The organism is Streptomyces sp. NPDC090088 (genome assembly GCF_044747345.1).
Classification (GTDB): Bacteria; Actinomycetota; Actinomycetes; order Streptomycetales; family Streptomycetaceae; genus Streptomyces.
Genome location: NZ_JBIVDZ010000011.1, coordinates 394,383 through 421,271 on the forward strand (window position 1 = coordinate 394,383; position 26,889 = coordinate 421,271).

Here is a 26,889-nt window from a genome sequence, read left to right on the forward strand (position 1 = left end):
TCCTTCGGTGTGCGGGCACGACGATGTGAACCGCGAGAGCGCCCGGGCACCCGGACCGCGTTCGGCCTGTGAACGCAACACCCGCCACAGGACCTTGACGGCCCGTCATTCGCACCACCGGCGCGTCGGAAACGTAGATCCGCTGGTGACTCGTGTCAACGATCTGAACAGAAATCACCCCCGAGCCGACAAGAAACGAAAACGGAGGGCCACTTCGCAGCGTGGCCCTCCGACAACCGTCACTCCCGACCCCGACTAACCCAGCAGGCCCCCCACTCCGCCGACGAGGTCCGTCACGGTGGCGGGCAGGGCGGCCGCGACCGAGTCCTCCACGGAGCCCGTCGCGGACTCCACGGCGGCGCAGGCCGTCTCGGTGAGCGGGGCGACGGGCTCCCCCGGGTGTCCGGGACGCGCGACCGGGGCGGGGCGGCCGTGGGAGCCGACCTGGGCGATCCGGGTGCCGTACGGTTCCTGCCGCGCGTCGGGCGCCTCGCGCGGGACTCCCGGAACCGGCAGGGGTGCGGGGGTGTCCGTCCGCGCGTCCCGCTTCGGCGCGGGTGCCGGTGCGGAGCCCGTGGGATCCGGCGTCGCCGGCGCTCCCCCGCCGACCGGGTCCAGGTCCCACCGTTGCCGCACCGACCCGTTCCGCCCGGCCACGACCACGTGCGCGCCGTCCGCGGCCAGCGCCAGGCCCTGGTCCCAGCGCAGCAGGAGTTCGCCGCGCACCGTCAGGTCGTACGACACCTCTCCCGCGTGCACCAGACAGCCGGAGACCACGACACTGCGCGTGCCGGGGTCGGCGGCGAGGCAGAGGGTGGGGTCGAGGGCGCTGCGCAGCATGCCGTCGTCCTGGTACGACCACTGCTGGGACCCGGCGTCCGCACAGAGGGCGAGCCGCAGGTCCGCGCCCTCCCGCACCCGGCCGCCGCGCACGTCCAGGCAGAGTCCGGCGTCGAGGCTGCGCAGCCGGCCGTGGGCGATCTCGACGGGCTCGCCCGCGGAGGCCGGTGACGGAGAGGCGGAGGAGGGGGCGTCGGCCGCGGGGCCGGGCCGGGTGGCACCGCCGCCGGGGGCACTGCCGCCCGGGGCTCCCCAGGTGGTGGCGCCGGGGCGCGGGACACCGTTGTCGTCCGACCAGCTCTTCGCCACGAGCACGGTGGCGAGCAGCGCGAGGGAGACCAGGCCGACGCCGGCCGCCACCGCCTTGCGCCGCCCGCTCTCGGAGACGGTGCGGTGCCGGCCGCCGGACGGCGCGGCGGCGGGATCGGGTTCGGCCGCGGCCGGCCAGGCCTCGACGACCGCGCCCCGGCCGGGCCGCGAGTCGAGATAGCGGCGGGCGCCCCAGCCGAGCACGGTCTCGGCGAGCAGGACCTCCAGGCCGCCGTCGAAATGGCTGAGCTGTTCGGCGGCGTGCCGGCAGTACCGGCACTCGGTGAGATGCCGTTGCACATCGGGGAGCAAGGAGCCGCCCCGGCGTATCGGTACGTCGAGGAGCCGGTTGTAGAAGCGGCATTCCTTCGAGGGCGCGAGTTCCCGGTGGGCGCGTACCAAGCCGGACCTCAATTGCTCACGGGCCTGGTCCAGGGCAGTCGTTGCGGTATCGATGTCGACACCCAACAGACCAGCTGGTATGTATATGGGTTCGGCTTCGACCTCGGTGTGCCAGAGGAGGCATTGCGAGGCTCCGGGAAGGGCCTGGAAAGCACGCTCGGCGAGTTGCCGCCTTTCCGGCGTGCCGGGTCTGGCGGCGCTGAGTCCGCGGCCTCCGGTGGTTTTGCGCAGCTCCGGTGCGACCACGGAAATGGCCTCGTCGGCGGCCCACGCGCGGACCGTCTCCCGTACGGTCACGAGCAGCTGCGGACGGAGGGCGCCCCCGACCGCGCCGCCGGCCAGCCGGCCGAGGACCCGTTCGAAGGCGGCGCTGGCCACCAGCTGGGCGGTGGGGGTGGCGGAGGCGAGGCAGACGACGGCGTAGTCACAGGTGGCGCGCCAGTGCCGGGTCAGCAGCAGGGCGACGGCGTGGTGGCGCTCGGCGGGGGTTCCGGTGAGACGGGCGATGAGATCGCGGTCGGACTCCGCCGGGGTCGAACCGGGGCGAGGCGGGTAAGGCGGGCGTGGGGGGTAGGGGGATTGCACCGAACCATTTCCTTCCGAGCCGCAGGACGGCATACGAAATGGCGCCCTGAGGAATGCAGTGCCTGATTGGTGTGTACCTTTTCGAGCCCATAAGGACCGGCCTTACGGCCACACCGGCCTCTGGACCCTCCCGCGGGGAGGCTCACCTTCGCACACCGGCCTCACAGGAAACAAGAAGTTCAGGTGACCCAAGTTCAAAGTCGCGGGAATTCAGATAAGTTACCGGCGGTATCCCCGCCTCTGCGTTAATCAGCGGCGGCACAGGTTCAACTTGTGTGCGACAAGGACCCGATGGCACACGAAATCTTCAACTCCCGGACGGCCGCGGTCACGGTCGGCGGAACGTGGCGTTCCACAGCCGTCTCCCATGTTTCTCCCGGCCCGCTCCCATCCCGGTGGGCCAGCATGGGCCGCATGATCGCCCCCCACACTCCGCACGCCTCCCCCGTCCCCACGCCCCCCAGGTCCGTGCGCAAGGCCGTGGTCCCGGCCGCCGGACTCGGCACCCGGTTCCTGCCCGCCACCAAGGCGACGCCGAAGGAGATGCTGCCGGTCGTCGACAAGCCGGCCATCCAGTACGTCGTGGAGGAGGCCGCGAAGGCCGGGCTCGACGACATCCTCATGGTCACCGGCCGGCACAAGCGGGCCATCGAGGACCACTTCGACAACGCCTTCGAGCTGGAGCAGGCGCTCGCCGCCAAGGGCGACACGGTGCGGCTGGACGCCGTGCGCGATCCCGCGCGGCTCGCCGACATCCACCACATCCGCCAGGGCGACCCGCTCGGCCTCGGTCACGCGGTGCTGTGCGCCAGGCACCACGTGGGCGACCAGCCCTTCGCGGTGCTCCTCGGCGACGACCTGATCGACGCCCGCGAGACGCTGCTCAGCCGGATGCTCGACGTCCGCGACCGCTTCCAGGGCAGTGTCGTGGCGCTGATGGAGGTCGACCCGTCGCAGGTGCACCTGTACGGCTGCGCCGCCGTCGAGCCCTCCGAGGAGGACGGAGTGGTGCGGGTGACCGGCCTCGTGGAGAAGCCGTCCCCGGAGAACGCGCCCAGCAACTACGCGGTCATCGGCCGCTACGTCCTCGACCCCGAGGTGTTCGGCGTCCTGGAGCGGACCGAGCCCGGCCGGGGCGGCGAGATCCAGCTGACCGACGCGCTGCAGGAACTGGCCGCGGGCGGCACGGTCCACGGCGTCGTCTTCGACGGCCTCCGCTACGACACCGGCGACAAGGGCGACTACCTCCGCACGGTGGTCCGCCTGGCCTGCGAACGCCCCGACCTGGGCCCCGAGTTCACGACCTGGCTGAAGCAGTTCGTCGCGGGCCTGGACCAGAACGGGGCCGAGCGGATACAGAGCCGCGCCGCCGCCTGACCGGCCCCCCATGAAGGACGGGGTGAGGGCCCGGCGGCCCTCACCCCGTCCGGCGCTTCTTGGATCGGTGGACCCGCAGAACGGCCGACTCCGGCACCGGCCGGCCCGCACGGCTCGGCACCGGCCGGCCCGCACGGCTCGACACCGGCCGGCCACCGGGACCCACCATCGGCCGGCAACCGGTCGGCCTCCAAGTCCCCTCAGTCGGTCAGCCGTTGGGGCGGAGGGTCCAGATCACGGTCATCTCGCCGGTGACCGCGCCGTCCTCGCGGGTGATGGCGACGGTGACCGGGAACTCGGGGCGCTTGCCCTCGTCGAGTTCGGCGACGACGTCGGCGATCGGGCGGCCGAGGGTCGCGGTGGCCTTGACCGGGCCGAGGGCGACCTTCTTGTAGGCGATCTCGGCGCTGACCGCGAGCGGCACCGCCCGGGAGAGCTGGTCGCCGAAGGCGGCGAGGACGATCGCGCCGCTCGCGGACTCGGCGAGGGTGAACATCGCCCCGGCGTGCGGGCCGCCGATGTGGTTGTGGAAGTCGCCCTGGTCCGGCAGGGACAGCACGGCCCGCTCCGGAGTGGTCTCCAGGTACTCCAGGTTGAGGGTCCGCACCATCGGGACCGTGGCGGCGAGCATCTCGCCGATCGACATCTGGTCAGTGCTCATGCCGGGCATGTTACTCACGGGTAGCCGGGTCTGACCATAGCGGTGCCATGGTGATTGACGTCGCACGGTGCGGACGGCCGCCGCGGCCGCGCCCCCGCCCGGCGGCCGTTTCGGTACGCCTCCGCCGAGGCCCGGTGACCGGATCGTGTCCCCGGCGGCACTAGGGTTACGGGCCATGTGGCCAGAACAGCAGCCGCCAGGGGGCGAGCAGTACCCGCAGAACAACCCGTATCAGCAACCGGGTTACCAGCAGCCGAATCCGTACCAGCAGCCCGGCTACCAGCAGTATCCGCAGTCAGGCGGGTACGGGCAGCAGCCGCAGTGGGGGCCACCCGGCCCGGCGGGCGCGCCGCAGGCACCGCAGGGCGGAGGCGGTGGCGGAGGCGGCAACCGGACGAAACTGGTCGCGATCATCGCCGCCGCGGCCGTCGTCGTGGCGGCCGGGGTGACCGGTTTCCTGGTGCTCGGCGGCAAGAAGGACGACAAGGCTGACGGCGGGAAGGACCAGCGGTCCAGCCAGTCACCGACTCCCTCTCCCACCGCGTCCGCCTCCGCCTCGACGGACGACAGCACGCGCGGTGACGACGACGCCGTACAGCCGACGATCGCCGGCTGGAAGGCCGTCGTGAACCCCAAGTGGGGCACGGCCTTCGACGTACCGGCCGACTGGGAGGTCCTCACCGCGGGCACCTCCGTCGGTTTCGAGGACAAGGACGGCAAGCCGATCATCACGATGTCGGCGCCGGCCCAGTACAAGTCGAAGTGGTGCACGAGCGACGACGACAAGGACGGCAGGACCGAGGACACCGCCCTGGCCGCGGTGGGCACCAAGGGCGAGAGCGGCGCGAAGACCCCGGGCGACGCGGCCGTCCGGGAGGTCCCCTGGTGGGTGTACGGCGGCTACACGTACCCGGACAAGAAGTCCCTCGGCTACGACAAGAAGGCCACCGCCTACACCACCGCGTCCGGTCTCAAGGGCGCCTACGCCTGGGCGCGTTCGACGAACTCCCCCGCCAAGGGGAAGTGCGCGACCGACGGCAAGGCCATCACGTTCGGCTTCGAGAACTCGGCCGGCGACCTGGTGTCGTGGGACTTCTACGGCGCCAAGGGCGTGAACGGCGAGGTCCCCACCGCGACGATCATGAGGATCCTCTCCACGGTCCGACTGCACGGCACCCCGACCGGAGGCTGACCGGGAGCCGACCGGAGGCTGACCGGGAGCCGGCCGGAGGCTGACCGGATCGGGCGACGATATGCCCGACAATCGGTTTGGCAAGCCGGGCTCCCGGCAGGGATAGTCGGTCGGTGACCTCCACCTCCGACTCCCCCGGCACCCCCTCCCGCCTGCGCGGACCCGCCTGGGCGGGCCGCAACTACAGCCTGCTGACCGCGGCGGCGATCGTGACGAGCCTGGGCGCCAACGGCTCGCTGATCGCCGCCGCGTTCGCGGTGCTGGACGCGGGCGGCGACGGCGGGGACGTCGGACTGGTGGCCGCCGCCCGCACCCTGCCGCTGGTGCTCTTCCTGCTCATCGGCGGCGCGGTGGCGGATCGTTTCCCCCGGCACCGTGTGATGGTCGCGGCCAACGCGCTCAACTTCCTCTCCCAGGGCGCCTTCGCCGTCCTCGTGCTCGCCGGCGAGCCGCGCCTGTGGCAGATGATGCTGCTCACGGCGCTGGGCGGCACCGGCCAGGCGTTCTTCAGCCCGGCGGCGGAGGGCATGCTGATGTCCTCGGTGAGCGGGGAACAGGCGGGCCGGGCCTTCGCGGTGTTCCGGATGGCGATGCAGGGCGCGGCCCTCGGCGGTGCGGCGCTGGGCGGTGCGCTGGTGGCCGCGATCGGCCCCGGCTGGGTGCTGGCGGTGGACGCGGCGGCCTTCGCGATCGCCGGGGCCCTCCGCTCCTTCCTCGACGTCAGCCACATCCCGCCGCGCACCCCGGGCGACGGGCTGCTGGCCGACCTCAAGGAGGGCTGGCGCGAGTTCGCCGGGCGCCCCTGGCTCTGGGGCATCGTCGTCCAGTTCTCGATCGCGAACGCGGTGGTGGGCGCCGCCGACGCGGTCTACGGCCCGCTGGTCGCCCGCGACAGCCTCGGCGGACCGGGCCCCTGGGGTCTCGCCCTGGGTGCCTTCGGCGCGGGCACGGTGGCCGGCGCCCTGCTGATGACCCGCTGGAAACCCCGCCGTCTGCTGTTCGTGGGCACCCTGTGCATCTTCCCGCTCGCCCTCCCCTCGGCGGCGCTGGCGGTCCCCGTCCCCATCGGGGTGCTCTGCGCGGTGATGTTCGTGGCCGGCACCACCGTCGAGGTCTTCGGTGTCTCCTGGATGACCGCGCTGCACCAGGAGATCCCCGAGGAGAAGCTCTCCCGGGTCTCGGCGTACGACTGGTTCGGCTCCGTCTCCCTGCTGCCGCTGGCGACGGCCCTGGCCGGCCCCGCCGAGGACGCGTTCGGCCGGAGCCCGGCCCTGTGGGGCTGCGCGGGCCTGGTCGTCGCCGTGACCGCCGCGGTCCTCCTGGTGCCGGACGTGCGCGACCTCACCCGCCGCACTCTCCCGGTCACCGCGTCCTCGGAGTCACCCGATCCCGAACGTGCCGCCGGGGGGCTCGGGTGACGGCACGGCGTCCGCGTCCCCGACCGGCCGGGCCCCGCCGACGAACTCCCTGAGCGCGCTGCTGTGTTCGACTCGCGCCGGAAAGGCGTCGGCGGCCGTACGACGGGCCAGCCCGCCCGCGTCGAGCGGCCGGTGCGAGGCGATGAGTACCGCGTTCCCGAACCGCCGCCCGCGCAGTACCCCCGGCTCGGCGATGACCGCCAGCTCCTCGAACACCACCGCGAAGGTGGCGAGTTGGGAACGCAGGAAGTCGAAGGGGGCGGAGTCCGCCAGGTTCGCGAGATAGACCCCGTCGGCACGCAGCACCCGCTCGGCCTCCCGCGCGTAGCCCAGCGAGGTCAGATGCGCGGGGATCCGGGACCCCCCGAAGACATCGGCGATCAGCACATCGGCCGAGTCCCCGGGCGCCCCCTCCAGCCAGCCCCGGGCGTCCGCGGCATGCAGGGCGATCCCCGCGCCGTCCCCCAACGGCAAGTGCTCGGTGACCAGCTCCAGCAGCCCCCGGTCGGCGTCCACGACATCCTGCCGGGACCCCGGCCGGGTCGCCGCCACATACCGGGGCAGCGTCAGCGCACCCCCACCGAGATGCAGCACGTCGAGCGGCGCCCCGGTCTCCGCCACCGCGTCCAGCACATGCCCGAGGCGCCGGGCGTACTCGAACTCCAGATGCGTGGGCTCGTCCAGATCGACATACGACTGCGGCGCCCCGTCGACGGTCAGCAACCAGGCCCGCTCCCGATCGACATCGGGCATGAGCTTGGCGGTGCCGTGCTCGGTGACACGGATGACGGGTATGGATTCACTCACGACACCATTGTCGCCCTCCCCAAGAGGCACAGCGCGCACTGTCCGACGGCGACACCAGCGCCCCGAAAGGGGCGCGGGGAACTGCGCGACCGGCCCCCACCGGCCCGCAGTCCCCCACTCACCGCGACCTCACTCCACCGCGGTCACGGTCCCCGCCCCCACGGTCCTGCCACCCTCACGAATGGCGAACCCGAGCCCCGCCTCCAGCGGCACCGCCCTCCCCAGCTCCACGGTCAGCTCCACCGTGTCCCCGGGCCGGGCGACCGCCACCTCACCGAGGTCGACGTCCCCGACCACATCCGCCGTACGGATGTAGAACTGCGGCCGGTACCCGGTCGAGACCGGAGTCGTACGGCCCCCTTCGCGCCCGGACAGCACGTACACCCGCGCCGAGAACCGCCGGGCCGGCACCACGCTCCCCGGCGCCGCCACGACATGCCCCCGCCGCACCGCGTCCCGGGGCACGCCCCGCAGCAGCAGCGCCACGTTGTCCCCGGCCTGCGCCTCGTCCATCGGCTTCCCGAAGGTCTCCAGCCCGGTGACGACGGTCTCGACGTCCGCGCCGAGCACCTCCACCCGGTCCCCGACCCGCACGGTCCCCCGCTCCACGGCCCCGGTCACGACGGTGCCCCGCCCGGTGATGGTGAGCACGTTCTCCACCGGCAGCAGGAACGGCGCGTCCAGGTACCGCTCCGGCATGGGCACGTACGTGTCCACCGCGTCCAGCAGCGCCTCGATGGACGCCGTCCACCGCGGGTCCCCCTCCAGGGCCTTGAGCCCGGAGACCCGTACGACGGGCACGGAGTCACCGCCGTACCCCTGCGCGGTCAGCAGCTCCCGGACCTCCAGCTCCACGAGGTCGGTGAGCTCCTCGTCGCCCGCGTCGGCCTTGTTGAGCGCGACCACGATGTGGTCGACGCCCACCTGCCGGGCGAGCAGCACGTGTTCGGCGGTCTGCGGCATGATCCCGTCGAGCGCGGAGACGACGAGGATCGCCCCGTCCAGCTGCGCGGCACCGGTGACCATGTTCTTGACGTAGTCGGCATGGCCCGGCATGTCCACGTGGGCGTAATGCCGGGTGTCGGTCTCGTACTCGACGTGCGCGATGTTGATGGTGATGCCGCGCAGTGCCTCCTCGGGGGCCCGGTCGATGCGGTCGAACGGCACGAACGTGCCGGTGCCGCGCTCGGCGAGGACCTTGGTGATGGCGGCGGTCAGGGTCGTCTTGCCGTGGTCGACGTGGCCCATCGTGCCGATGTTGAGATGCGGTTTGGTGCGGACGTATGCCGTCTTGGGCATGGCTCTACCTCGAAGCCTGAACTGCGGTGATGCGTCTCGTCAGGGCGGGACGCGGGGACCCCGGGTGATCCGCCGACCCTCCCCCTGCGGGGTCCGCCGGGCGATCCGGGGAGGGTCAGCTTCGGGCGCCGTCGACAGCGGCCGTGAGCACGGGGACGGCAGCCTTCGGCGCATCCGCGACTGCGGATGCTGCGACGAGGAAGGCGAACCGGAACATGACGCAGATCATTGCCGATGCGTCGCCCCACGTCGAACGGTTTTCTCCGGCGCCGGTTCGCCCAATGGACAGCATCCATACGGCGATCACACATCGGCTTCGGTTACTGTCACCGAATGCTCGATGCCAACCGCTCTGGCACCGCCACGGCCGCTCCCCCGGCCGCCGCCGAGGAGCTGCCCCTTGTCCTGCCCGCTCCGGTGAACTTCGCCGCGCGCTGCACCCGGGTGCTGCTGTCGCCGTGGTCGCGGCTGGCCCTGCTCGTCGCCCTGCTGGCGGCGGCCGGGGCGTCGGTGCTGCTCTTCGAGCCGCAGAGACTGATGACCCGGGGCTGGCCACCACAGGTCGAGGGCACCACCGCGGTGGTGATCTTCGCCGTGGCGTACGGCCTGATCACGGTGGCGTTCGTGCCCCGGCCGTTCCTGAACCTCGCGGCCGGCGCGCTGTTCGGCTCCGCACTGGGCATGGGCGCGGCCATGGCGGGCACCCTGCTCGGCGCCTGGCTCTCCTTCGCGCTCGGCCGGATGCTCGGCCAGGAGGCGCTGCGCCCGCTGCTGCGCGGCCGGTTGCTGAAGGCCGCCGACCACCAGTTCAGCAGGCACGGCTTCCGCTCGATGCTGGCGGTACGCCTCTTCCCCGGCGTCCCCTTCTGGGCCGCCAACTACGCCGCCGCCGTCTCCCGCATGCGCTACGCCCCCTACCTGCTGGCCACGGGCCTGGGTTCGATCCCCAACGTGGCCGCCTACGTGGTCGCAGGCGCCCGCGCTTCGACCCCGACCTCCCCGGTCTTCCTGATCTCGGTCGCGGCCATCGTCATCCCCGCGGTCGCCGGCGCAGTGGTGGCCTGGCGCAAACGCCACCACCTACGAGCCAAATAGCCCGCCTACCGAACGCCCCCCGCATTCCAACGCCCCGTACCACAGCGCCCCGTCAGGGGTGCGGGGAACTGCGCGACCAGCCACAACGGCGCAGCAGCCGCACAACAACACAAGGCGGCCCCCCTTAGGCGCACAGCACCCCCTACCGAACCGCCTCCAGAATCATCGCGTTCGCCAACCCACCCGCCTCGCACATGGTCTGCAGCCCGTACCGCGCCCCACGCTCCCGCAGGGCATGCACCAGCGTCGTGGTCAGCCGAGTCCCGCTCGCCCCCAGCGGGTGCCCCAACGCGATGGCCCCACCGTGCACGTTCACCTTGGCCAGGTCGGCCCCCGTCTCCTGCCGCCAGGCCAGCACCACGCTGGAGAACGCCTCGTTCACCTCGAAGAGGTCGATGTCTCCCACCGTGAGCCCGGCCCGCCGCAGCACCTTCTCCGTCGCCGGGATCACCCCGGTCAGCATCAGCAAGGGGTCCGAGCCGGTCACGGCGAACGCGTGCAACCGGGCCAGCGGCCGCAGCCCGAGCCGCTCCGCGGTCTCCCCGGCCATGATCAGCACGGCGGAGGCCCCGTCGTTGACCGGGCTCGCGTTGCCCGCCGTCACGTTCCACTCGATCTGCGGGAAGCGCTCGGCGAACCCGGGGTCGTAGTAGGCGGGCTTCAGCCCGGCGAGGATCTCGGCGGTGGTCCCGGGCCGTACGGACTCGTCCCGGCTCACCCCGTCCAGCGGCGCCACCTCCGCGTCGAACCGCCCCGCCTCCCACGCGGCCGCCGCCCGCTGGTGCGAGGAGACCGCGAACGCGTCCAGCTCCGCCCGCGAGAGCGACCACTTGGCGGCGATGAGCTCGGCACTGATGCCCTGCGGCACGAGGCCCTCCGGGTAGCGCGCGGCGACGCCGGGACCGAAGGGGTCCTTGCCGGCCGGCACGTTGGACCACATGGGCACCCGGCTCATCGACTCCACCCCGCAGGCCACGACGATGTCGTAGGCGCCGGACATGACCCCCTGCGCCGCGAAGTGCACGGCCTGCTGGGAGGAGCCGCACTGCCGGTCGACGGTGGTCGCGGGCACGGTCTCCGGGAAGCCCGCCGAGAGCACGGCGTACCGGGTGGTGTTCATGGCCTGCTCGCCGACCTGGTCGACGGTGCCGCCGATGACGTCGTCGATGAGGGCCGGGTCGACGCCGGAGCGCTCGACGAGGGTGCGCAGGGTGTGGGCGAGGAGTTCGACGGGGTGGACGTGCGCCAGGGAGCCGTTCGGCTTGCCCTTCCCGACAGGAGTGCGTACGGCTTCGACGATGACTGCGTCACGCATCACGGGACCTCGATTGCCAGTGTTGACTACCGGTGAGTAGGAAATCCGAACCCACTGTAGCCCTATGGGTTGGAAAATCAAACCCACCCAGGAAATGCCTCTAGACTGGCAGGCATGGCCGCCCCGAAGGATCCCCGACCCTGCTCGATCGCCGACGCCCTGGCACTGGTCGGAGAGAAGCACTCGCTGCTGGTGCTGCGGGAGGTGTTCCTGGGCAACGGCCGCTTCGACCAGCTGGTACGCAACATCGGCGCCCCGCGCGACATCCTGGCCACCCGGCTGCGCCGGCTCGTCGACGCCGGGATCCTCACCAAGCGCGTCTACAGCGAGCGCCCGCAGCGCTTCGAGTACCGGCCCACACCGGCGGGCCTCGAACTGGAGCCGGTCCTGATGACCCTCATGGCCTGGGGCGACCGCCACCTCCGCCAGGAGGGCGACCGCCCCATGGTGATCGAGCACAGCTGCGGGAGGACCCTCACCCCGGTCGTCACCTGCACGGCCTGCGGCGACCCGGTCCGCCACGAGGACCTGACGGCCCACCCGCAGTCCCCCGGCTGGACCGTCACCGGCCCGACCGCCCCGTAACCCGGCCCTACTGCCCCTGCCGGTACACGTCGAGCCGCCCGCACATCCCGAACCGGCCCTGCTCAAAGGGCTGTTCGGCCTGTACGACGGCCTCGGCCAGGTGCGTGACATCGCCCCGTCCGAGGCGGTCGAGCTGCTCCCCCGTGGCCTCGGCGGCGGCCCGCGCGCCGCGCCGCCAGCGCTCGCGCCACTCGTCGAGCCGGGGCCGTACGAGCGCCGCGGCGGCCCGGTGGAAGGCGGCCAGCGGCTCCGGTCCGGCGGCCTCGCGCAGGGCGCGGTAGCCCTCCAGGGCGAGGTCGCGGCGGGCGCGGGCGAACCGCTCCCGCTCGGCCTCCGGCGCGTCGGCCGGGACGGTGGTCGCCGCCGCGTAGGTCGCCGGGTCGGCGAGGTACTCCGGCGGCAGCGTCAGCACCGCGTCCCCGGCCTCCGGGAGTCCGCTGTTCTGCATCAGCACGGTGATGCGCAGGTCGTCCTCGTTGACGAGGCGGTGGACGGTGCCCGGCGTGAACCAGGCGACCGTGCCGGGCACGAGGGGCGTGACCTCGTACCCGGAGGTGGTGAGCGTCTGTACCGCACCCCGGCCGCCGGTGACGACGTACGCCTCCGAACAGGCCAGGTGCAGATGGGGAGTTCCGCCGCGAACGCCGTCGGCGGCGGGCCAGTCGTACACGCACAGGCGGGAGACCGCGACCCCGCCCGGCAGGCCCGCGAACGCGAACTCCCCGCCGTTCACCACGGATGCGCCTCCAGGTACTTGGCGATGTCCGAGCGCTCCCAGGCGCCGTTCGCGAAGACCACCCGGTAGCGGCGGTGCAGGGTGTCGCCGGGGGCCAGTTCGAGTTCGTCGTGGAAGGCCCAGGAGGGGGCGATGCCGGCGAACGGGTCGTTGCGCACGAACCAGTGGGCGGGGTGGGTGCCGGCCGCGCCCGAGTGGTCGTTCTCCGGGGCGTGTTCGAAGACGACGGTGGCATGGCCGTCGGCGCCGTCGTGCTCGCCGGAGAGGGCCAGCCAGGGGGACTGGGAACCCATCAGTTCCGGGCCCTCCCCGTCCGGGCCGATGATCCGGCCGTCCCGGAAGGCGCGCGGACCGCGCCAGAACAGGCCGGTGTAGCCCGCCTGTTCGCGACCGGCGGTGGTCGGGCTGCCGAACAGCAGTGGCTCGCCACGGCGGTTGGTGATCGCGCTGTCCCAGGTCAGTGCCCAGGAACCGGAGTCGGGGTCGACGTCGTGGACCTCGATGCGGCGCCGCTCGTCCGCCCACAGCGAGCCGTCGTACGGATGCCAGCTCAGCCGTTCCGCGATGACGAGCCGCCCCTGAGCCGAGGACAGTTCGTCGAAGCCGAGGTGGCGCATCGAGCCGACGCGCTCCGGGATGGCGACGTAACCCTGGCCGTGGAGATAGGAGTTGCCGCCCCACAGGTTGGCGCCGGACAGGTGCGAGGCGGTCAGGGAGAGGCCCTTGTGCCAGCGGTGGTCGTTGGGCCGGTAGTCGGTGACGACGTCCCCGGCGAGGGTGCGCACCGGGTGCAGGTAGGGCCGCGGCGCCTCCCAGGCCGCCTCGGGGCGGTAGACGTACGCGAAGAGTTGCACCCCGGTGACCGGCTCGGTCACCGTGACCCGGTCGCCGTGGGCGTGCGTGATCCGCAGCTCGCCGCTCACGCGGACACCTCCTCGCGCTCGACCGGTGCCCAGCCCGGGGCGCCCCCGTGCAGGGCCGTGTAATAAGGATCACCCGGACCGATCCCGCCCGCGCGCACGGTCGTGTCGGTGAACGCCGACTTGTACAGCGCGGTGATCAGCTCCAGGCTGGTGCGCCCGTCGGGGCCGCTGCTGCGCGGCCGCTCCCCCGCCCGCATGCTGGCGATCAGCTCGCGCAGCTGGGCCAGGTGCGAGCTGGGCACGTCCGGGCCGAAGTCCTGCCAGGCCGCGGCCTCCTCGGCGGGGACACCGGGCGCGGGGGTGATGCGCCAGTTCTCGTTGCTGTGGCCGTAGAGGTGGGTCAGTTCGACGGTGGCGCGCTCGCAGTCGATCCGGATGCGGCTCACCTCGTCGGGGCTGAGCACGCTGTTCACGACGGTCGCCAGGGCGCCGTTCGCGAACCGGACCAGGGCGGTGGAGACGTCCTCGGTCTCCACGTCGTGCACCAGCCGGGCGGCCATGGCCCGCACCTCGCTCCACGGCCCCAGCAGGTCGAGGAGCAGATCCATCTGGTGGATGCCGTGACCCATGGCCGGGCCGCCGCCCTCGGTCGCCCAGCGGCCCCGCCAGGGCACGGCGTAGTAAGCGGTGTCGCGGTACCAGGTGGTCTGGCAGTGGGCGACCAGCGGGCGGCCCAGCGCCCCCTCGGCGAGCAGCCGGCGCACATGGGTGGCGGCGGAGCCGAAGCGGTGCTGGAAGACGATCGAGGCGTACGGCCCGCCGTCGGCGCCCTCCTCGGCCTCGACCGCGTCGAAGTCGGCCAGGGACGGCACGGGCGGCTTCTCGCACCACACCCAGGCACCGGCCCGCAGCGCGGCCAGCGTCTGCGCCTTGTGCAGGGTGGGCGGGGTGCCGATGGTGACCAGGTCGGGCCGCTGCTCGTCGAGCATCCGGTCCAGGTCGGTGTAGGCGTGCGGAATGCCGGCCTCGGCGCAGAACTCCCCGACGGCGTTGGCATCGATGTCGACGGCGGCGACGACCTCGGTCTCGCCCTCCGCGGCCAGCCGGGCGAGCGCGGGCAGGTGCGAACCGCGGCCGATGGCGCCGGCGCCGACGACGGCGGCCCGGATGCGCCGGCCGGTGAAGGGGGCTGGGGAGCGGGGCGAGCGGGGCATGGACGTGATCAGCACTCCTCGGGGCGTGTACCGACGATGGGTGCGAACCACCGCCCGACGTGCGCCGCACACGCACCCCGATGTGCGGGAGCAAGCGCTTTCTCCTGCAGAAACGTAAGCGGCGGCACCTCAACCGGTCAACACCCCCTCGGATGTCCGGCCGATCATGGCGACCTCCCCGGCCGCTCCCCACTCGCCCCCGGCCCGCTCTCCCGCCCGCCCCTGCCCCCGGTCCGCCCGCCCAACCCCTGTGTCCGGGCTGTCATCCGGGCCCGCTACGCTGCCGTTGCACACGCATGATCACGCGCGCCGCCGCGACCTCCAGCCGCCCCCTCACCCCTGGGACGCCGTACCTTCATGTCTTGGTTTGAATCGCTGATCCTCGGACTCGTCCAGGGGCTGACCGAGTTCCTGCCCGTCTCCTCCAGCGCGCATCTGCGGCTGACCGCGGCCTTCTCCGGCTGGGAGGACCCGGGCGCGGCCTTCACGGCGATCACCCAGATCGGCACGGAGACCGCCGTGCTGATCTACTTCCGCAAGGACATCGGGCGGATCATCTCCGCCTGGTTCCGGTCGCTGTTCGACAAGGCGATGCGGTCGGACCACGACGCCCAGATGGGCTGGCTGGTGATCGTCGGCTCGATCCCGATCGGCGTGCTGGGTGTGACGCTCAAGGACCAGATCGAGGGCCCGTTCCGCGATCTGCGGATCACGGCGACCATGCTGATCGTCGTCGGCGTCGTCATCGGCATAGCCGACCGGCTCGCCGCCCGCGACGAGACGGGCGGCAAGCACCGGGCGCCCAAGCAGCGCAAGACCCTGGAGAATCTCAGCGTCAAGGACGGCCTGGTCTTCGGCTTCTGCCAGGCCTGCGCCCTGATCCCCGGCGTCTCCCGCTCCGGCGCCACCATCAGCGGCGGCCTGTTCATGGGCTACAAGCGCGAGGCGGCGGCCCGCTACTCCTTCCTCCTCGCCATCCCGGCGGTGCTCGCCTCCGGCGCGTTCGAGGTCAAGGACTCGGTGGGCGAGGGGCACGTGGACTGGGGCCCGACCCTCTTCGCGACGGTGATCGCCTTCGCCTCCGGATACGCGGTCATCGCCTGGTTCATGAAGTGGATCTCCAACAAGAGCTTCATGCCCTTCGTCTGGTACCGCGTCGCCCTCGGCATCGTCATCATCGCCCTGGTCAGCGCCGATGTACTGAGTCCGCATGCTGCCGAATCGGCGAGCTAGGGGCTGTCCCGCACGGCCACAGGAAGGGCGGCAGGGCGGCGCCATCTGGCATTTCCTCGCACCTGACTGCATCACCACGCCATGATCATCTCCCACTCGTCTCCCACCCCGGGGGGCGGGGCGCACCCGCCTATGAGGTTGATGAAGATCTTGGGTTCTGGCCCTGCCGCGTCAGCGGCAGGGCCAGACTCGTCACGTGGCGATGGGTGAGTGGGCCGGCGAGATGGCCGGGCCGGATGCGCGGGAGACACGTCGCAATCCGATCCCGGCAGGGAGTGTGTCCGTCTTCCTGGCCGAGCACCGCGGTGCCCTGCCCCCGGCTGAGATGTTCGCGGACATGCACCCCGGTTCTGCGACAGGCCGCCCCACTTCTTGATGGGCGAGAAGGCCGCGGAGAAGTCGTATTCCTCCTTCAGTGAGCCTCCGGCAACCTGAATTCGCAGGTCAAAGGGGTGCGCCTTCAGGTTGGCGGCAGCTCGGTGCCTGACCCTATGGAACCCGGGAGGGCCGATGCTCAGCACTCCGAACGCGGACCAGGCCTGGAAAGGCATGACGAGGTCATTCCCGGCCCCGGAGGCGCCGGACCAGCATGCCGCCCCGGACAAGGCGGAGAGGACGGCCTACGCCGTGCTGCTGCACGGACCGGCTGCGCGCCCGGGCGGCGCCGACGCGCGTCTGTGGCTGCTGCTGCGCGACCGCACAGCGAAACGCCTGTAACCGGCCCACCAGCAGCAGCCACACGTCAGGAACACGCCAGCCGCCCAGGACGCCGTCGAGGCAGTCCCGCACCGGCCCCTACAGGCCGCGCGGAACCAGCCTGCGGACCATCGCCCCACGAGGCCGAGACCACCCTGCGACTTCCCTGACGCTCACCGAGGCGTTCCCGGGCCTGTCCTCAGGCCAGCGCAGGCCGCCTGTGCCGTCGTGCTCTTCGCCGACGGGGAGTGGCCGACGGTCGTCCCCCGGGTCCTCGCTGTAGAGGACCGCGGAGGATGCTTCTCGCAAGGTGAGCCTGAGCTGCTCTCGATACGTCGGCGTCTCGCCACGGACATCCCCGGGTTCCGGTGGCGTCCCCGAGGAGACACCCTGCTGCCACCGGCCGGACGCGACAACGACGCTGATCGCCGAAGCCCCCAGCAGGACACCGATGAGACCCGCCGATGCACCGGCCGGGACACGCGTCGGCCTCCACCAGGACCCCTGAGGGCCTCACACGGGTACGCCCAGTCACCCACGCGGCACAGCGGCGCGGGAGCGGTCAGCCGGTTCACCACCAGAACCTCGATCACCAGGCCGCACGTCAGGTCCGCTCGCGGATCCGGTGACCGCAGCCCATCGGCGATCCACGCGACATCCAGTCGACGCTGACGAACACCTCGAATAAACTCCCCGCCGCGGCCTGCGTCATATCCAGCTACGGCCTGACCTCATCGACGGCTGCCTTGCTGGCACCGGACTGCCCCTCACTCATCTCCCGACAACAAGCCGAGGAGGTCAGTAGTCTGCCGTAATGGGGAGCGTCGAGCGGTCGCCCGTCGTCGGCTTGGTGCCATGAACGGCTTCGCGGGGCACGTGTGGGTCCTCGCCCTCGTCGCGGCGGTCTGCGCGCTGATCACGGTCCATCTGCTGGCCGTACGCAGGACCGCCGGTTCGTCCCTCACGGGAGCCGTCGTGCTCACGCTGGCCGTCGCCGCGATCCCCGCCGTACGCGGTGAACCGCCGCACTATGCGGCAGGGGTCGCGCTGACGGCCGGTGGGGTGGTGGCGGTCGTCTGGGCGACGGGCCGCTCCCGCCGGCACCGGTCGGCCCGCCGGTCCGCGCGGGCGGACTACGAGGCCGGCACGGCGGCGGTCCCGCTGTTCGCGGCGCTGGCGGAACGGGACCGGCTGGCGGCGGAGCTGCACGACGTGGCCGCGCATCGGCTGACCGGGATCGTGGTGGCCGCGGGCGCCGCGCTCAGGCTCGCCGACCGGGAACGGACCGGTGACGCGCTGCGCCACGCCGACGAGGCGGGCCGGGAGGCCGTCCGCGAACTGGAGCGCCTCACCGGGCTGGACGCGACCGCGGCCGGCTTCGCCGAGGTCGACGCGCTGGCCGCCGCGCACGCGGTGGACTACCGGCGCACGGTCGGCAAGGCACCGGCGGGCAGTACGGAAGCGACGTACCGGGTCGTCCGGGAGGCGTTGACCAACGCGGCCCGGTACGCCGAGGGCGCGGCAGTGCGCGTCCGGATCGAGCCGACGGACGACCGGGACGAGCCCGTACGGGCCGGCGGCGATCACCTGTTCGTCGTCACCGTCACGGACGACGGCGGTACGGCCGTCGAGCCGGGCCTGGGGACCGGGCGCGGTCTCGCGGGGCTGGCGGCCACGGTCACCGCGGCGGGCGGGACGTTCCGCGCCGGACCTCATGGTGAGGGAGCGGGCTGGAGCGTGCGGGCCTCGCTGCCCGCGGCGACGGTTCCTCCCCTCCGCCGGTGGCCCCTGTGGCGTGGGACGGCCGCGCTCGACTACGCGCTGGTGGCCCTGGCGATCGCGCTGTCGCTCGGTGCGAGCCTGCTGTCGGCCGACCTGCCGGCTCCATTCGGCGATGTGCTGCCCGCGCTGGTGACCGTCGTGCTGTCGGGCCTGCACGCCGTGCCGCTGGCCTGGCGCTCACGGGCGCCCGGCCGCGCGCTCGCGGCGGTGCTGTCGGCGCTGCTGCTGTGGTGGGCCTGCGACCGGGCGGGCTGGACCCAGCCGCCGGTGAGCGACATCTTCCTGGTGTACGGGTGGGTCGAGCTGACGCTCGTCCACAGCGTCGGGGTGCGTCTGCCGTGGCGCCGAGGCCTGTGCGCGCCGCTCGCCGTGGCCGCCGTGGGCGGGCTCGCGCTGGCGAGCGGCAGCGGCATCACCGGCGGCCGTACGGCGGCCTGGGCCGTACTGGCGGGCGTGCTGGCCCTCCCCGCCCTCGCCGTCTGGTCATGGGGGCGCCGGACCGCCCGGCGGCATGAGCGGCTGCGGGCCGCGGACGCCCGGCGGCGGGTCCTGCTCGACGGGGACGCCGACGCGGCGGCGTCCGCGCAGCGTCTGCTGTTCGCCACCGGGCTGCGGGACACGGCGCTCCGGCATGCGCGGGCGGTCGTCGCCGCGGCGGAGGAGAAGGACCTGCGGGCCGTGCGGGAAGAGGCTCGCGCCGGACTGACCGCGCTGCGGGACCTGCTGTCCGGGCTGCGCACCGGGGACGACGCGGACGACGCCCCTCCGCCCACCGTCTCCGGGATCACCGCGCTGGCCGCGCGCCACGGCGCCGTCGTCCGGTACGTCGGAGCACGCCGTCCGCTGCCCGCCGCCGTGGAGGTCTTCGCGTACCGGACCGCCTCCGCGCTCATGGCCGTGGGCGTCACCCTCACCGTGCGCACGCTCCCCGACGGCGTGGAGGTCTCCGGTCCGGCACCCGCCGTTCCCGCGGTGGAGCGGCGGCTGCGCGCCCTCGCGGACGCCGCCGGCGGTACCCTCTCGACGACCGGCCGCGGTGCGGTACACGTGTGGCTCCCGGAGGCGTTCCCATGGCGATCAGAGTGACCGTCGCGGACGACCAGGCCGTCGTACGGGCCGGGATCGCGGCGATCCTCGACGCCGAACCCGACCTGTGCGTCGTCGGGCAGGCGGCGGACGGCGACACGGCCGTCGAACTCGCGCTGTCGGCGCGGCCGGACGTCGCGCTGATGGATGTCCGCATGCCGGGGATCGGCGGGCTCGCGGCGACCGCCGCGATCACCGGACGCAGCCCCGCGACCCGGGTTCTGGTGCTCACCACCTTCGGCCTCGACGACTACCTGTTCGCCGCGCTGCGCGCCGGGGCCGCCGGTTTCCTGCTGAAGGACACCGAGCCTGAGCGGGTGATCGACGCGGTACGGGTGGTCCACGGGGGCGCCGCGCTCCTCGATCCGGCGGTGACCCGCAGGCTGATCGACCGGTTCACGGACGGGCCCGGCCCGCTCGACGCGGCCCGACTCGACCTGCTCACCCCGCGCGAGACGGAGGTGCTGCGGCAGGTCGCGCGAGGGCTGTCCAACGCGGAGATCGCGGCGGTGCTGGGGGTGAGTCCGCCCACCGTGAAGGACCACGTCTCCGTCCTCCTCGGCAAACTCGGCGTACGCGACCGGGTGCAGGCGACGATCGCCGCGTACGAGACGGGGCTGATCCGGCCCGGCCCGGTGGCGGGCCGTGAGGTGAATCGGCACCCCGCCGTGAGGTGGGGGTGACACCCCGCCGCAAGGCGGCCCCCGCACGCGGCGGGACCGTCCCTGAGCCGGACGGATCGCCCGCGTCGGCTTCCTAGTCTCGAAGGCATGTCACGCATACTTCTCCGCCGTGTCGCCGGCGGGGTCCTGCTGTTCCTCGCGCTCTTGCTGACCCCTGTCGTGGCGGTGGCCGGTTTCCTCGCCGCGGCGTTCGTCACCGTGAGCGTGCCGGTCCTGGTCATCATCGGCCTCGTCTGCGGCGCCCTGGCCGGCGGGCTGCTGGGCCGGGCGGCGTTCGCCCTGTTCGGCCTCGCCCGCCGCCCGGCCCTGCGGGCGTCCGCGTTCCTCACGCTCGGCCTGACCGCGGCCGTCGCCGTCCTCGCCGCCGTCACCGTCCTCCATCCGATGCCCACCACAACGTCCGCCCCCGCCCCACCCGGCGTGCGGTTCTGGGACCTGCCGACCGGCTCACGCATCGCCTACGTCCACGCCCCCGCCACCGGCAAGGCCAGACCGACCCCGGTGATCTTCCTGCACGGCGGTCCGGGCACCCCCGGCGAGGGCGTCCCGACCGGGGGCCGTGAACTCGCGGCGGACGGCTTCGACGTCTACGCCTACGACCAGCTCGGCGCCGGCCGCTCCACCCGGCTGCGGGACGTCACCGGATACACCGTCGCCCGCCAGGTCGCCGACCTGGAAGCGATCCGGCGCACACTCGGCGCCGACCGGATCATCCTGGTCGGCCAGTCCTGGGGCGGATCACTCACCGCCCAGTACCTTGCCGCCCATGGCGAGCACGTGGCCAAAGCGGTCTTCACCTCGCCGGGCGCGCTGTGGGGCCGTCAATACCCCGGCCCCAAGGCCGGGGAACCCTGGAACCGCCTCTCCCCCGCACAGAAGGCACGGCTCGACCGGCTGAACAGCGCACCTCGCATCATCGCGGCGAGCCTGCTCCTCCGGATCAACCCCGGCGCCGCGCACGCGCTGGTCGGCGACCGCGAGGTCGACCACTGGATGCACGAAGTCGCCCTCCAGGGAAAAGACAGCACTTCGTGCAAGGGCGCGGCGCCCACCACGGCGCACGACAACCCGCAGGGCTTCTACAGCAACCAGATGACCGTCAGGGACTTCGAGCAGCTTCCCGACCCCCGGCCCCGTCTGCGCACCCTGCGCGTCCCCTCCCTGATCATGCGAGGGGAGTGCGACTTCATCAAGCCCGCCGTGACCGCCGAATACCAGCACACCCTCGCAGGCTCCGAGTTGGTGACCGTCAAGGGAGCCGGACACTCCGTCTCGGGCGAACAGCCCGGCCGCTACACCGCACTGCTGCGGGCCTTCCTCCTGGACGAACCGCTACCGGCGGGCACCGGCTGAGCCGGGACCGACACAAAAAGTGGCGTGACCTCCCGGCTCAGTACCTGTTGCGGTCCTGCCAAGGGCGGGATATCTGACCGTGTCGGAACGTTCGATCGTCGGCTTCAGGTGTCCTTGTTCGTAGTCTGCCGCTGGACGAGCCAAGCGAGGGACTCGCTGAGGGGCGCGCGTCATTCAGACGTACCAGGAAGCCCCAAATGCGTATACGGTTACGTACTTTCACTGATCATTTCCTGGTCGATACCTGGAACAGTGGACGTGCTCCGTAACCAATGTGGAGGCAATGAATGCGTATACGTTCTCTGGCTACCGCGCTGACCGGCGCCCTGGCCCTCTCGGTCCTCGCGGTCCCGGCCGCTCACGCCGACGGCGACACGACGATCACCGACGTGGTCGTCAACGGCGGTGCCGAGCTCGCGCTGGGCCCCACCGCCCCCAAGACCTTCAAGGTGAGCGTCACAGCCCGGGACAACTCCGGCATCAGGGAAATGAACCTCCATGTGAGGCTGCCGTCCTACATTTACCGGGCGTCGGACCGAGGCCTGACCTGCACCGCCGACAGCGCCACGACCACGACGTGCAGCGGCTCCTGGACGGTGGACACAAGCAACTTCTACGGCAACGGCCCGGCAGACGACCCCTGGTACATCGAGGCCTATGTGTACGGCAAGGACGGCGACTGGCTCAGCGCGGACAAGGCCGCCACGTTCACGGTGCGGCGGCAGGCGAAGCTCACGGCCAACGCCTCTCCGGAGCCGGTGAGGAAGAACGCCACGCTCACCGTGACCGGCAAGCTGACCCGCGCCAACTGGGAGACCCACAAGTACGGGGGCTACTCCGGCCGTAAGGTGAAGCTTCAGTTCCGCAAGGCCGGCACCTCCACGTACACCACGGTCAAGACGGTGACCAGCGGCAGCGGCGGCACTTTGAAGACCACGGTCAGGGCCACGGCCGACGGCTATTGGCGCTGGTACTTCCCCGGCGACACGACCACTTCGACGGCCAGGGCCACGGGCGACTACATCGACGTACGCTGACCCAGCCGGCGAGCGCCAGGAACTTTCGGTAGCGGCACGTCCGCGATGAGGAGTTGTGGGCGGGCAGGGTCGCGCCGTGGTGTGAGCGTATCCCCGGCTGGATCAGCTTGCCGGAGCGGGAGATGGGGCCGGGTGTGGCCGCCCTGGAGCCGGACCTCGTCCTGATGGACGTTCGCATGCCCGGCCTGGACGGGCTCGCCGCGACCGAACATCTCCGCGCGCGGCACCATGGGCCCCGGATCCTCGTCGTCACCACCTTCGACCTCGACGAGTACGCCTACGCGGCCCTGCGTGCCGGCGCGAACGGCTTCCTCGTCAAGGACGCCCCCGCCGAGGAGATCCTGGTGACCGTCCGGGCGGTGCTGCGGGGCGAGGTCATGGTGGCGCCCTCCCTCACCCGGCGCCTGGTCGAACACCTCGTCCTGCAGTCCCCCACGTCCGCGCCCGCCCAGCGCAGCCGCCTGGCCGCGCTCACCGACCGGGAACGGGAAGTCCTCGCCCTGGTCGCCCGGGGACAGGCCAACTGCAATTCTCCAGGGGTTCGGAGCGTAGCGGTGACGGGACGTTCCGGTTGATGCAGCTCAGCCCCGGCTCGCCTGAGCCTAATCGTTGCAACAGGTGTGGTGCTATCGCTGGATCAGGTGATCACGTGGCTGTCGGAGGTGTACCCGTTTCACTTCCTGGCCGCACCGTAGGCGTATCTCCGAGGCGGAGGATATTCATGGGCTCCCGCACATCACCCCTGTGACCATCATGATCAGGGTCCACGAGCCAACCGGCTCCTGGGCCCTATGCCTTGTCACCTGATATCGGGTGGGGCCATTCCCGGGGCCATGATGTCAGGAGACCGGTGACGGCCCGGCAAGAAATATGGCGGGCCGTCACCGGCGCCAAATCTGATCCTCTGGCCTTCTTGCTTTTCTCCGGGTCCGCACTGTTTCTGTGCGGGACTTTACGGAGTTGATGTACTGCAGCAGATCGTCACCGAACTCGGGTGCCTCTTCATCGGTCCAGAGCGAAAAGAAGCTCCGAACGTCTCGCTGAAGTGCTTCCGGTTCGGGTGCTCCTGACACCCGGACCATCGTGTCAGCATCCCTCGTGCCCCAACTGCCCTGTTTCTCTTGCGCGAAGAGCTGCAGAGGGCGAGCCAGCGCATCATATCCAGCCACGATGTCATCGAGGAAATCCGGCTCGACGGCCAGTTGCAGGTCCGGCAAGGATCCGCACACGGTCAGCCATTGACCGTCGTCGATCAGAACGATCGGAAAGGAGACCGCGATGTCCGCTTGCCCTTGCTCGTTGTTCGTGGTTACCACCTTCCCTGCCATGGCCTGTGATTTCCGATGTTTCTGTTTCCGCGACGGTGGCAGTGGACGAACTTCCAGCGCGACATTCCCGGAATGCGGTGACTGTGGATGCGGAATTTGTTGCTGTATCTTCCGGCACGGTTCCACCAGAAATTACTGCCGCGTGCGGATGCCTTCTTGGTGAAGCTTACTCCGAAGCGCCTTGCGCCACGCCAGGCGAAGCGTATGCCTTCATGGCCGGCGCCGCGGGTAAAACCGCCCCATCCGATACCGCTGAGGGCTCCGACGGTCGTTGCCCTGGCGAATCCGCCCCATCTCCAGCTTCGCCGTCCCGCGTGCGAGGCAGCGTGGGCGCCGGCGCCTGCTGCCGCGCCCACAGCGATACCGCAGACGACCGAGGCGCCGCATGCAATTGCGTCAGCGATGCCAGTTCCGATCGCGGTGTACTTCAGTGCCCGACGCCACCAACTCTTGCCGTCGAGGTCGTAGTTGTTGACGGGATCGCGGTTGCAGTACTCGTAGGCATTTGCCGAGCCCCCGGGGACCGGGTCGACGGACAGGAAACGTCCGGTGGTCGGGTCGTAGAGGCGTATCCCCATGAGGGTGGCGCCGGTGACCGTCTCGCTGGACCGTTGCTTGCCGCCGAGCCAGCCGTAGCGGGTGGTGGAGGTGTCGCCCTCCGCGTTGCCGTACTCGTCGTAGGCGAGCGCGGTGACCGCCTGGGAGGTGTCCAGCGGTAGTCGGACGGTCACATCACCATGGATGTCGGTCAGCTGCAGGACGGTGTCGCCTGACGCGCTGGTGATCGCGTCCAGGTCTCCGCCGCTGCTGCCTTTCATCACCGAGCACCTGCTGCCCGGCCTCGACGAGCCGCAGGCCGCCGCCGTCGAGCAGACCCTGACCCTCGTCCGCAGCCAGCTGCGGGGCACCGAGTCGTATCTCAAGACCCGCATGGACGACCTGCGCGCCGAGCTCATTGCGGTGACCGCCGCCACGGTGGTCTGCCCCGAGTGCGCCCAGCACGCATTGGTTCTCGGCGACAAGGACCTTCCCGCCTGCCGGTTCTGCCTCAAAAGCTGGGACGACCCGTCCGTGGCCGCCGCCGAGTACGCCTGGATCGTGCTGGGCCAGGACGGCCCCGCGCCGGGCGAGGACGAGGACGCCCCGGTACGGGCCTGCCCGAACTGCTCCACCAACGCCCTGGTCATGGAGGCGGTTACCGTCGCGGCGCCCGACGAGACCGCCACCCTGTGCTTCGCCTGCGCCGAGGATTACACCGACGCCGACCTCGTGCTCTGCCAGGACTGCAGCGACCCCCTGCCGGAGGGCTCGCAGGAACTGCTGTGCTCCGGCTGCAGCAGCATCGCGTTCGGGAGGATGTGACGATGCCGCAGCCACGCCACCACGCACCCGCCGGCAGCCCGCAGGCACTCCGGCCCACCACCACCGTGCCGCAGGCCCAGGCCTTGTTCAGCGACGCGGCGTCCGCAACCGCGGCTCCGCTGCCCCGGCCGCGCGAGCTGCGGCCGCCGCTTCAGACCCCGGTCTGGCAGGCACCGCCCGCCGACGCCGCCGATCAGGAAGGACACGACAGGTGAGCGCCGCAGTGGGACACGCAGGGCGTCACGCTCGGCGGACGCCTGCGATGGGCTCGCGAGCAAGGTGACAGAGGTACACGCCCCGGCAATGATCGCAGGTCATCAGCTCACCGTGCTGGCGATCGTGACACGGACTCCCGCACGGATTGCCTTCGCTGCGCTCTCGGGCCGGCGCCACCATTCCCGGGCTGTAGAGTCCCGCGCCACCAACAAGGTAGTACCCGGGGTCCGCAGCGAACATCCGGACGGAAGCCACTTGCAACGTCGCACCTTCGTCCGGTCCGTCGAGAACCGTCAGCCAGTCCCCGGACTTGTACATCACTGGCATGGTGAGCTCCTGCGGTGAGGACAACACCAGCTGGAAACGATCTACGATGGTGGCGGCTACGACGGTGTACAGCGCGCAGATCGCTCGTGATGACGACGCCCCGTCGACATCCCACGGCAACTCTCCGCTGCCGCTCCCCAAGTTCGATGCTGTTGGTGATCTTCATTCATTTTGGTGAAGTCCCCTTGAAATCCGTCCTGTTGGCCGTGCAGTGATGGTCTGCTGGTGGCGTGCGAGGCGGCGCGCCCGGGCCGGAGCGGACAGGGCACGCGACTGCGCCGCGCCGAAGTCGATCCTCCCATGGGCGTAGATCACGGCCTCGCCGTCGAGGACGGTGCCCGGCGGGAGCATGTCGAAGGCCGCCAGGGCCAGGTCCATCCACACCGCGGTGACGTCGCGCCCGGAGCGGGCCTGCAACCGGACCGTGCCCCTCTCCCGCCAGACGACCGTCCGGTGGCCGTCGAACTTGATTTATGTGCTGTTGAGCCGTCCACGGGCTATCCCGCGGGCGGTGCCGGTGCCGGAGTGGGCGTCGCCAGGGTGTCACTCACGCAACTGCCCCAAGGCCACTGGCTCTGGCTGGGTTCGCCGGGGACCGCATTGCTTTCTATGCCCCGGCGAGACCGACTGCGCTCGCCGGCCCGTGAACGGAACGTCAGCCGATCACCGTGACGCCGGTGGCCTGTGGCCCCTTGGTGCCCTGGCCGATCTCGAACTGCACCCGCTGGTTCTCCTCCAGGGTCCGGAACTCCCGGGATTGGATCTCGGAGTAGTGCACGAAGACGTCGGGACCTCCGCCCTCGGGGGTGATGAATCCGAACCCCTTCTCCGAGTTGAACCACTTGACCGTTCCCTGCGCCATTGCAACTCCCGCATCTGTGATGAATGCCCTGGCCGAGACGCCCCAGAGGGCACCTCGCCGCGATCTTGACGAGTCTTCCACCCCGGTTGCCGCAGACGGTCTACCGACCCGCCGGTTCCCCTGCCGGCGCCACCCCGGCCCTTTTGCGGCCGTCATCGTCGCCCCCGATACCCCTCGCTCCTTCCGCCGAAAGCAGCCGCCGTACGGGGGAGGAATGAAGAATGAG

The 26,889-nt window shown here is 71.5% G+C and carries 26 protein-coding genes; 14 read left to right on the forward strand and 12 right to left on the reverse strand.

Annotated elements, in window-relative coordinates; translation table 11 throughout:
• Window positions 1-255: 255 nt before the first annotated feature.
• On the reverse strand, window positions 256-2,136 hold the full coding sequence (locus tag ACIPSJ_RS44025; protein ID WP_401354644.1) for a ricin-type beta-trefoil lectin domain protein: 1,881 nt from the start codon (window positions 2,134-2,136) through the stop codon (window positions 256-258).
• A gap of 414 nt (window positions 2,137-2,550) precedes the next feature.
• Here ACIPSJ_RS44025 and galU point away from each other — a divergent pair, with 414 nt between their 5' ends.
• A complete protein-coding gene (gene galU / locus ACIPSJ_RS44030) occupies window positions 2,551-3,513 on the forward strand; it encodes a UTP--glucose-1-phosphate uridylyltransferase GalU (RefSeq protein ID WP_401354647.1) in 963 nt (320 codons plus the stop codon).
• Between the two features lie 208 nt (window positions 3,514-3,721).
• On the opposite strand, the gene ACIPSJ_RS44035 is transcribed toward galU, so the two are convergent.
• Window positions 3,722-4,159: a DUF4442 domain-containing protein gene (locus ACIPSJ_RS44035; RefSeq protein WP_365689919.1), complete on the reverse strand. Its 438-nt coding sequence runs from the start codon at window positions 4,157-4,159 to the stop codon at window positions 3,722-3,724.
• Between the two features lie 190 nt (window positions 4,160-4,349).
• On the opposite strand from ACIPSJ_RS44035, the gene ACIPSJ_RS44040 reads away from it, so the two are divergent.
• Window positions 4,350-5,366 carry a hypothetical protein gene (locus ACIPSJ_RS44040; RefSeq protein WP_401354649.1) on the forward strand — a complete coding sequence of 339 codons (1,017 nt, stop codon included), beginning with the start codon at window positions 4,350-4,352 and terminating at the stop codon, window positions 5,364-5,366.
• Window positions 5,367-5,479: 113 nt separating this feature from the next.
• Entirely contained in the window at window positions 5,480-6,784 is a 1,305-nt protein-coding gene (locus ACIPSJ_RS44045) for an MFS transporter (protein WP_401354652.1), read from the forward strand.
• On the opposite strand, the gene ACIPSJ_RS44050 is transcribed toward ACIPSJ_RS44045, so the two are convergent.
• Both ACIPSJ_RS44050 and tuf read right to left on the reverse strand, forming a co-directional pair.
• Window positions 6,746-7,591: a spermidine synthase gene (locus ACIPSJ_RS44050; protein WP_401354655.1), complete on the reverse strand. Its 846-nt coding sequence runs from the start codon at window positions 7,589-7,591 to the stop codon at window positions 6,746-6,748. The genes ACIPSJ_RS44045 and ACIPSJ_RS44050 overlap by 39 nt on opposite strands.
• 129 nt (window positions 7,592-7,720) lie before the next feature.
• Window positions 7,721-8,890 (reverse strand): elongation factor Tu, encoded by a 1,170-nt coding sequence (tuf, locus tag ACIPSJ_RS44055; RefSeq protein WP_393798815.1) that lies wholly within the window; start codon window positions 8,888-8,890, stop codon window positions 7,721-7,723.
• Window positions 8,891-9,223: 333 nt separating this feature from the next.
• Between tuf and ACIPSJ_RS44060 the strand changes: the two genes are divergently transcribed.
• Complete coding sequence (locus ACIPSJ_RS44060; protein WP_359216933.1) at window positions 9,224-9,985, forward strand: VTT domain-containing protein; 762 nt, start codon at window positions 9,224-9,226, stop codon at window positions 9,983-9,985.
• A 142-nt stretch (window positions 9,986-10,127) separates the two neighbouring features.
• On the opposite strand, the gene ACIPSJ_RS44065 is transcribed toward ACIPSJ_RS44060, so the two are convergent.
• The gene (locus ACIPSJ_RS44065; protein WP_401354657.1) at window positions 10,128-11,300 is read right to left on the reverse strand and encodes a thiolase family protein; all 1,173 of its coding nucleotides are present in this window, start codon (window positions 11,298-11,300) and stop codon (window positions 10,128-10,130) included.
• A 114-nt stretch (window positions 11,301-11,414) separates the two neighbouring features.
• Here ACIPSJ_RS44065 and ACIPSJ_RS44070 point away from each other — a divergent pair, with 114 nt between their 5' ends.
• Entirely contained in the window at window positions 11,415-11,885 is a 471-nt protein-coding gene (locus ACIPSJ_RS44070) for a winged helix-turn-helix transcriptional regulator (protein ID WP_401354660.1), read from the forward strand.
• Window positions 11,886-11,892: 7 nt separating this feature from the next.
• On the opposite strand, the gene ACIPSJ_RS44075 is transcribed toward ACIPSJ_RS44070, so the two are convergent.
• Genes ACIPSJ_RS44075 through ACIPSJ_RS44085 form a run of 3 tightly spaced genes read right to left on the reverse strand, consistent with a single transcriptional unit; the run spans window position 11,893 to window position 14,698 of the window.
• The gene (locus ACIPSJ_RS44075) at window positions 11,893-12,621 is read right to left on the reverse strand and encodes a cupin domain-containing protein (RefSeq protein WP_401354662.1); all 729 of its coding nucleotides are present in this window, start codon (window positions 12,619-12,621) and stop codon (window positions 11,893-11,895) included.
• Window positions 12,615-13,544, reverse strand: coding sequence for a PmoA family protein (locus ACIPSJ_RS44080; protein WP_401354664.1), 930 nt, complete (start codon window positions 13,542-13,544; stop codon window positions 12,615-12,617). Before ACIPSJ_RS44080 ends, ACIPSJ_RS44075 begins: the two co-directional genes overlap by 7 nt.
• Complete coding sequence (locus ACIPSJ_RS44085) at window positions 13,541-14,698, reverse strand: Gfo/Idh/MocA family oxidoreductase (RefSeq protein WP_359216919.1); 1,158 nt, start codon at window positions 14,696-14,698, stop codon at window positions 13,541-13,543. The genes ACIPSJ_RS44080 and ACIPSJ_RS44085 overlap by 4 nt, the downstream gene beginning before the upstream one ends.
• Before the next feature lie 357 nt (window positions 14,699-15,055).
• Between ACIPSJ_RS44085 and ACIPSJ_RS44090 the strand changes: the two genes are divergently transcribed.
• From ACIPSJ_RS44090 to ACIPSJ_RS44120, 7 genes are all read left to right on the forward strand, one after another.
• Entirely contained in the window at window positions 15,056-15,931 is an 876-nt protein-coding gene (locus ACIPSJ_RS44090) for an undecaprenyl-diphosphate phosphatase (protein WP_359216916.1), read from the forward strand.
• Between the two features lie 510 nt (window positions 15,932-16,441).
• A complete protein-coding gene (locus ACIPSJ_RS44095) occupies window positions 16,442-16,648 on the forward strand; it encodes a hypothetical protein (protein ID WP_401354667.1) in 207 nt (68 codons plus the stop codon).
• Between the two features lie 834 nt (window positions 16,649-17,482).
• Window positions 17,483-19,495, forward strand: coding sequence for a histidine kinase (locus ACIPSJ_RS44100; RefSeq protein WP_401354670.1), 2,013 nt, complete (start codon window positions 17,483-17,485; stop codon window positions 19,493-19,495).
• Window positions 19,480-20,178, forward strand: coding sequence for a response regulator (locus tag ACIPSJ_RS44105; protein WP_401354672.1), 699 nt, complete (start codon window positions 19,480-19,482; stop codon window positions 20,176-20,178). Before ACIPSJ_RS44100 ends, ACIPSJ_RS44105 begins: the two co-directional genes overlap by 16 nt.
• Before the next feature lie 87 nt (window positions 20,179-20,265).
• Window positions 20,266-21,531, forward strand: coding sequence for an alpha/beta fold hydrolase (locus tag ACIPSJ_RS44110; RefSeq protein ID WP_401354674.1), 1,266 nt, complete (start codon window positions 20,266-20,268; stop codon window positions 21,529-21,531).
• 287 nt (window positions 21,532-21,818) lie between these two features.
• Window positions 21,819-22,568 (forward strand): calcium-binding protein, encoded by a 750-nt coding sequence (locus ACIPSJ_RS44115; protein ID WP_359216875.1) that lies wholly within the window; start codon window positions 21,819-21,821, stop codon window positions 22,566-22,568.
• Between the two features lie 122 nt (window positions 22,569-22,690).
• On the forward strand, window positions 22,691-23,143 hold the full coding sequence (locus tag ACIPSJ_RS44120) for a response regulator (protein ID WP_401354676.1): 453 nt from the start codon (window positions 22,691-22,693) through the stop codon (window positions 23,141-23,143).
• 306 nt (window positions 23,144-23,449) lie between these two features.
• Here ACIPSJ_RS44120 and ACIPSJ_RS44125 read toward each other — a convergent pair whose 3' ends face one another.
• A complete protein-coding gene (locus ACIPSJ_RS44125; protein WP_401354678.1) occupies window positions 23,450-23,896 on the reverse strand; it encodes a hypothetical protein in 447 nt (148 codons plus the stop codon).
• A complete protein-coding gene (locus ACIPSJ_RS44130; protein ID WP_401354680.1) occupies window positions 23,878-24,714 on the reverse strand; it encodes an RHS repeat-associated core domain-containing protein in 837 nt (278 codons plus the stop codon). The genes ACIPSJ_RS44125 and ACIPSJ_RS44130 overlap by 19 nt, the downstream gene beginning before the upstream one ends.
• Here ACIPSJ_RS44130 and ACIPSJ_RS44135 point away from each other — a divergent pair.
• Window positions 24,677-25,258 carry a hypothetical protein gene (locus ACIPSJ_RS44135; RefSeq protein ID WP_401354683.1) on the forward strand — a complete coding sequence of 194 codons (582 nt, stop codon included), beginning with the start codon at window positions 24,677-24,679 and terminating at the stop codon, window positions 25,256-25,258. The genes ACIPSJ_RS44130 and ACIPSJ_RS44135 overlap by 38 nt on opposite strands.
• 2 nt (window positions 25,259-25,260) lie before the next feature.
• Window positions 25,261-25,473, forward strand: coding sequence for a hypothetical protein (locus ACIPSJ_RS44140; RefSeq protein WP_401354686.1), 213 nt, complete (start codon window positions 25,261-25,263; stop codon window positions 25,471-25,473).
• 490 nt (window positions 25,474-25,963) lie between these two features.
• Here ACIPSJ_RS44140 and ACIPSJ_RS44145 read toward each other — a convergent pair whose 3' ends face one another.
• Together ACIPSJ_RS44145 and ACIPSJ_RS44150 are read right to left on the reverse strand one after the other, a co-directional pair.
• Window positions 25,964-26,272 carry a hypothetical protein gene (locus ACIPSJ_RS44145; RefSeq protein ID WP_401354864.1) on the reverse strand — a complete coding sequence of 103 codons (309 nt, stop codon included), beginning with the start codon at window positions 26,270-26,272 and terminating at the stop codon, window positions 25,964-25,966.
• A 184-nt stretch (window positions 26,273-26,456) separates the two neighbouring features.
• Window positions 26,457-26,663: a cold-shock protein gene (locus ACIPSJ_RS44150; protein WP_401354690.1), complete on the reverse strand. Its 207-nt coding sequence runs from the start codon at window positions 26,661-26,663 to the stop codon at window positions 26,457-26,459.
• Window positions 26,664-26,889 lie beyond the last annotated feature (226 nt).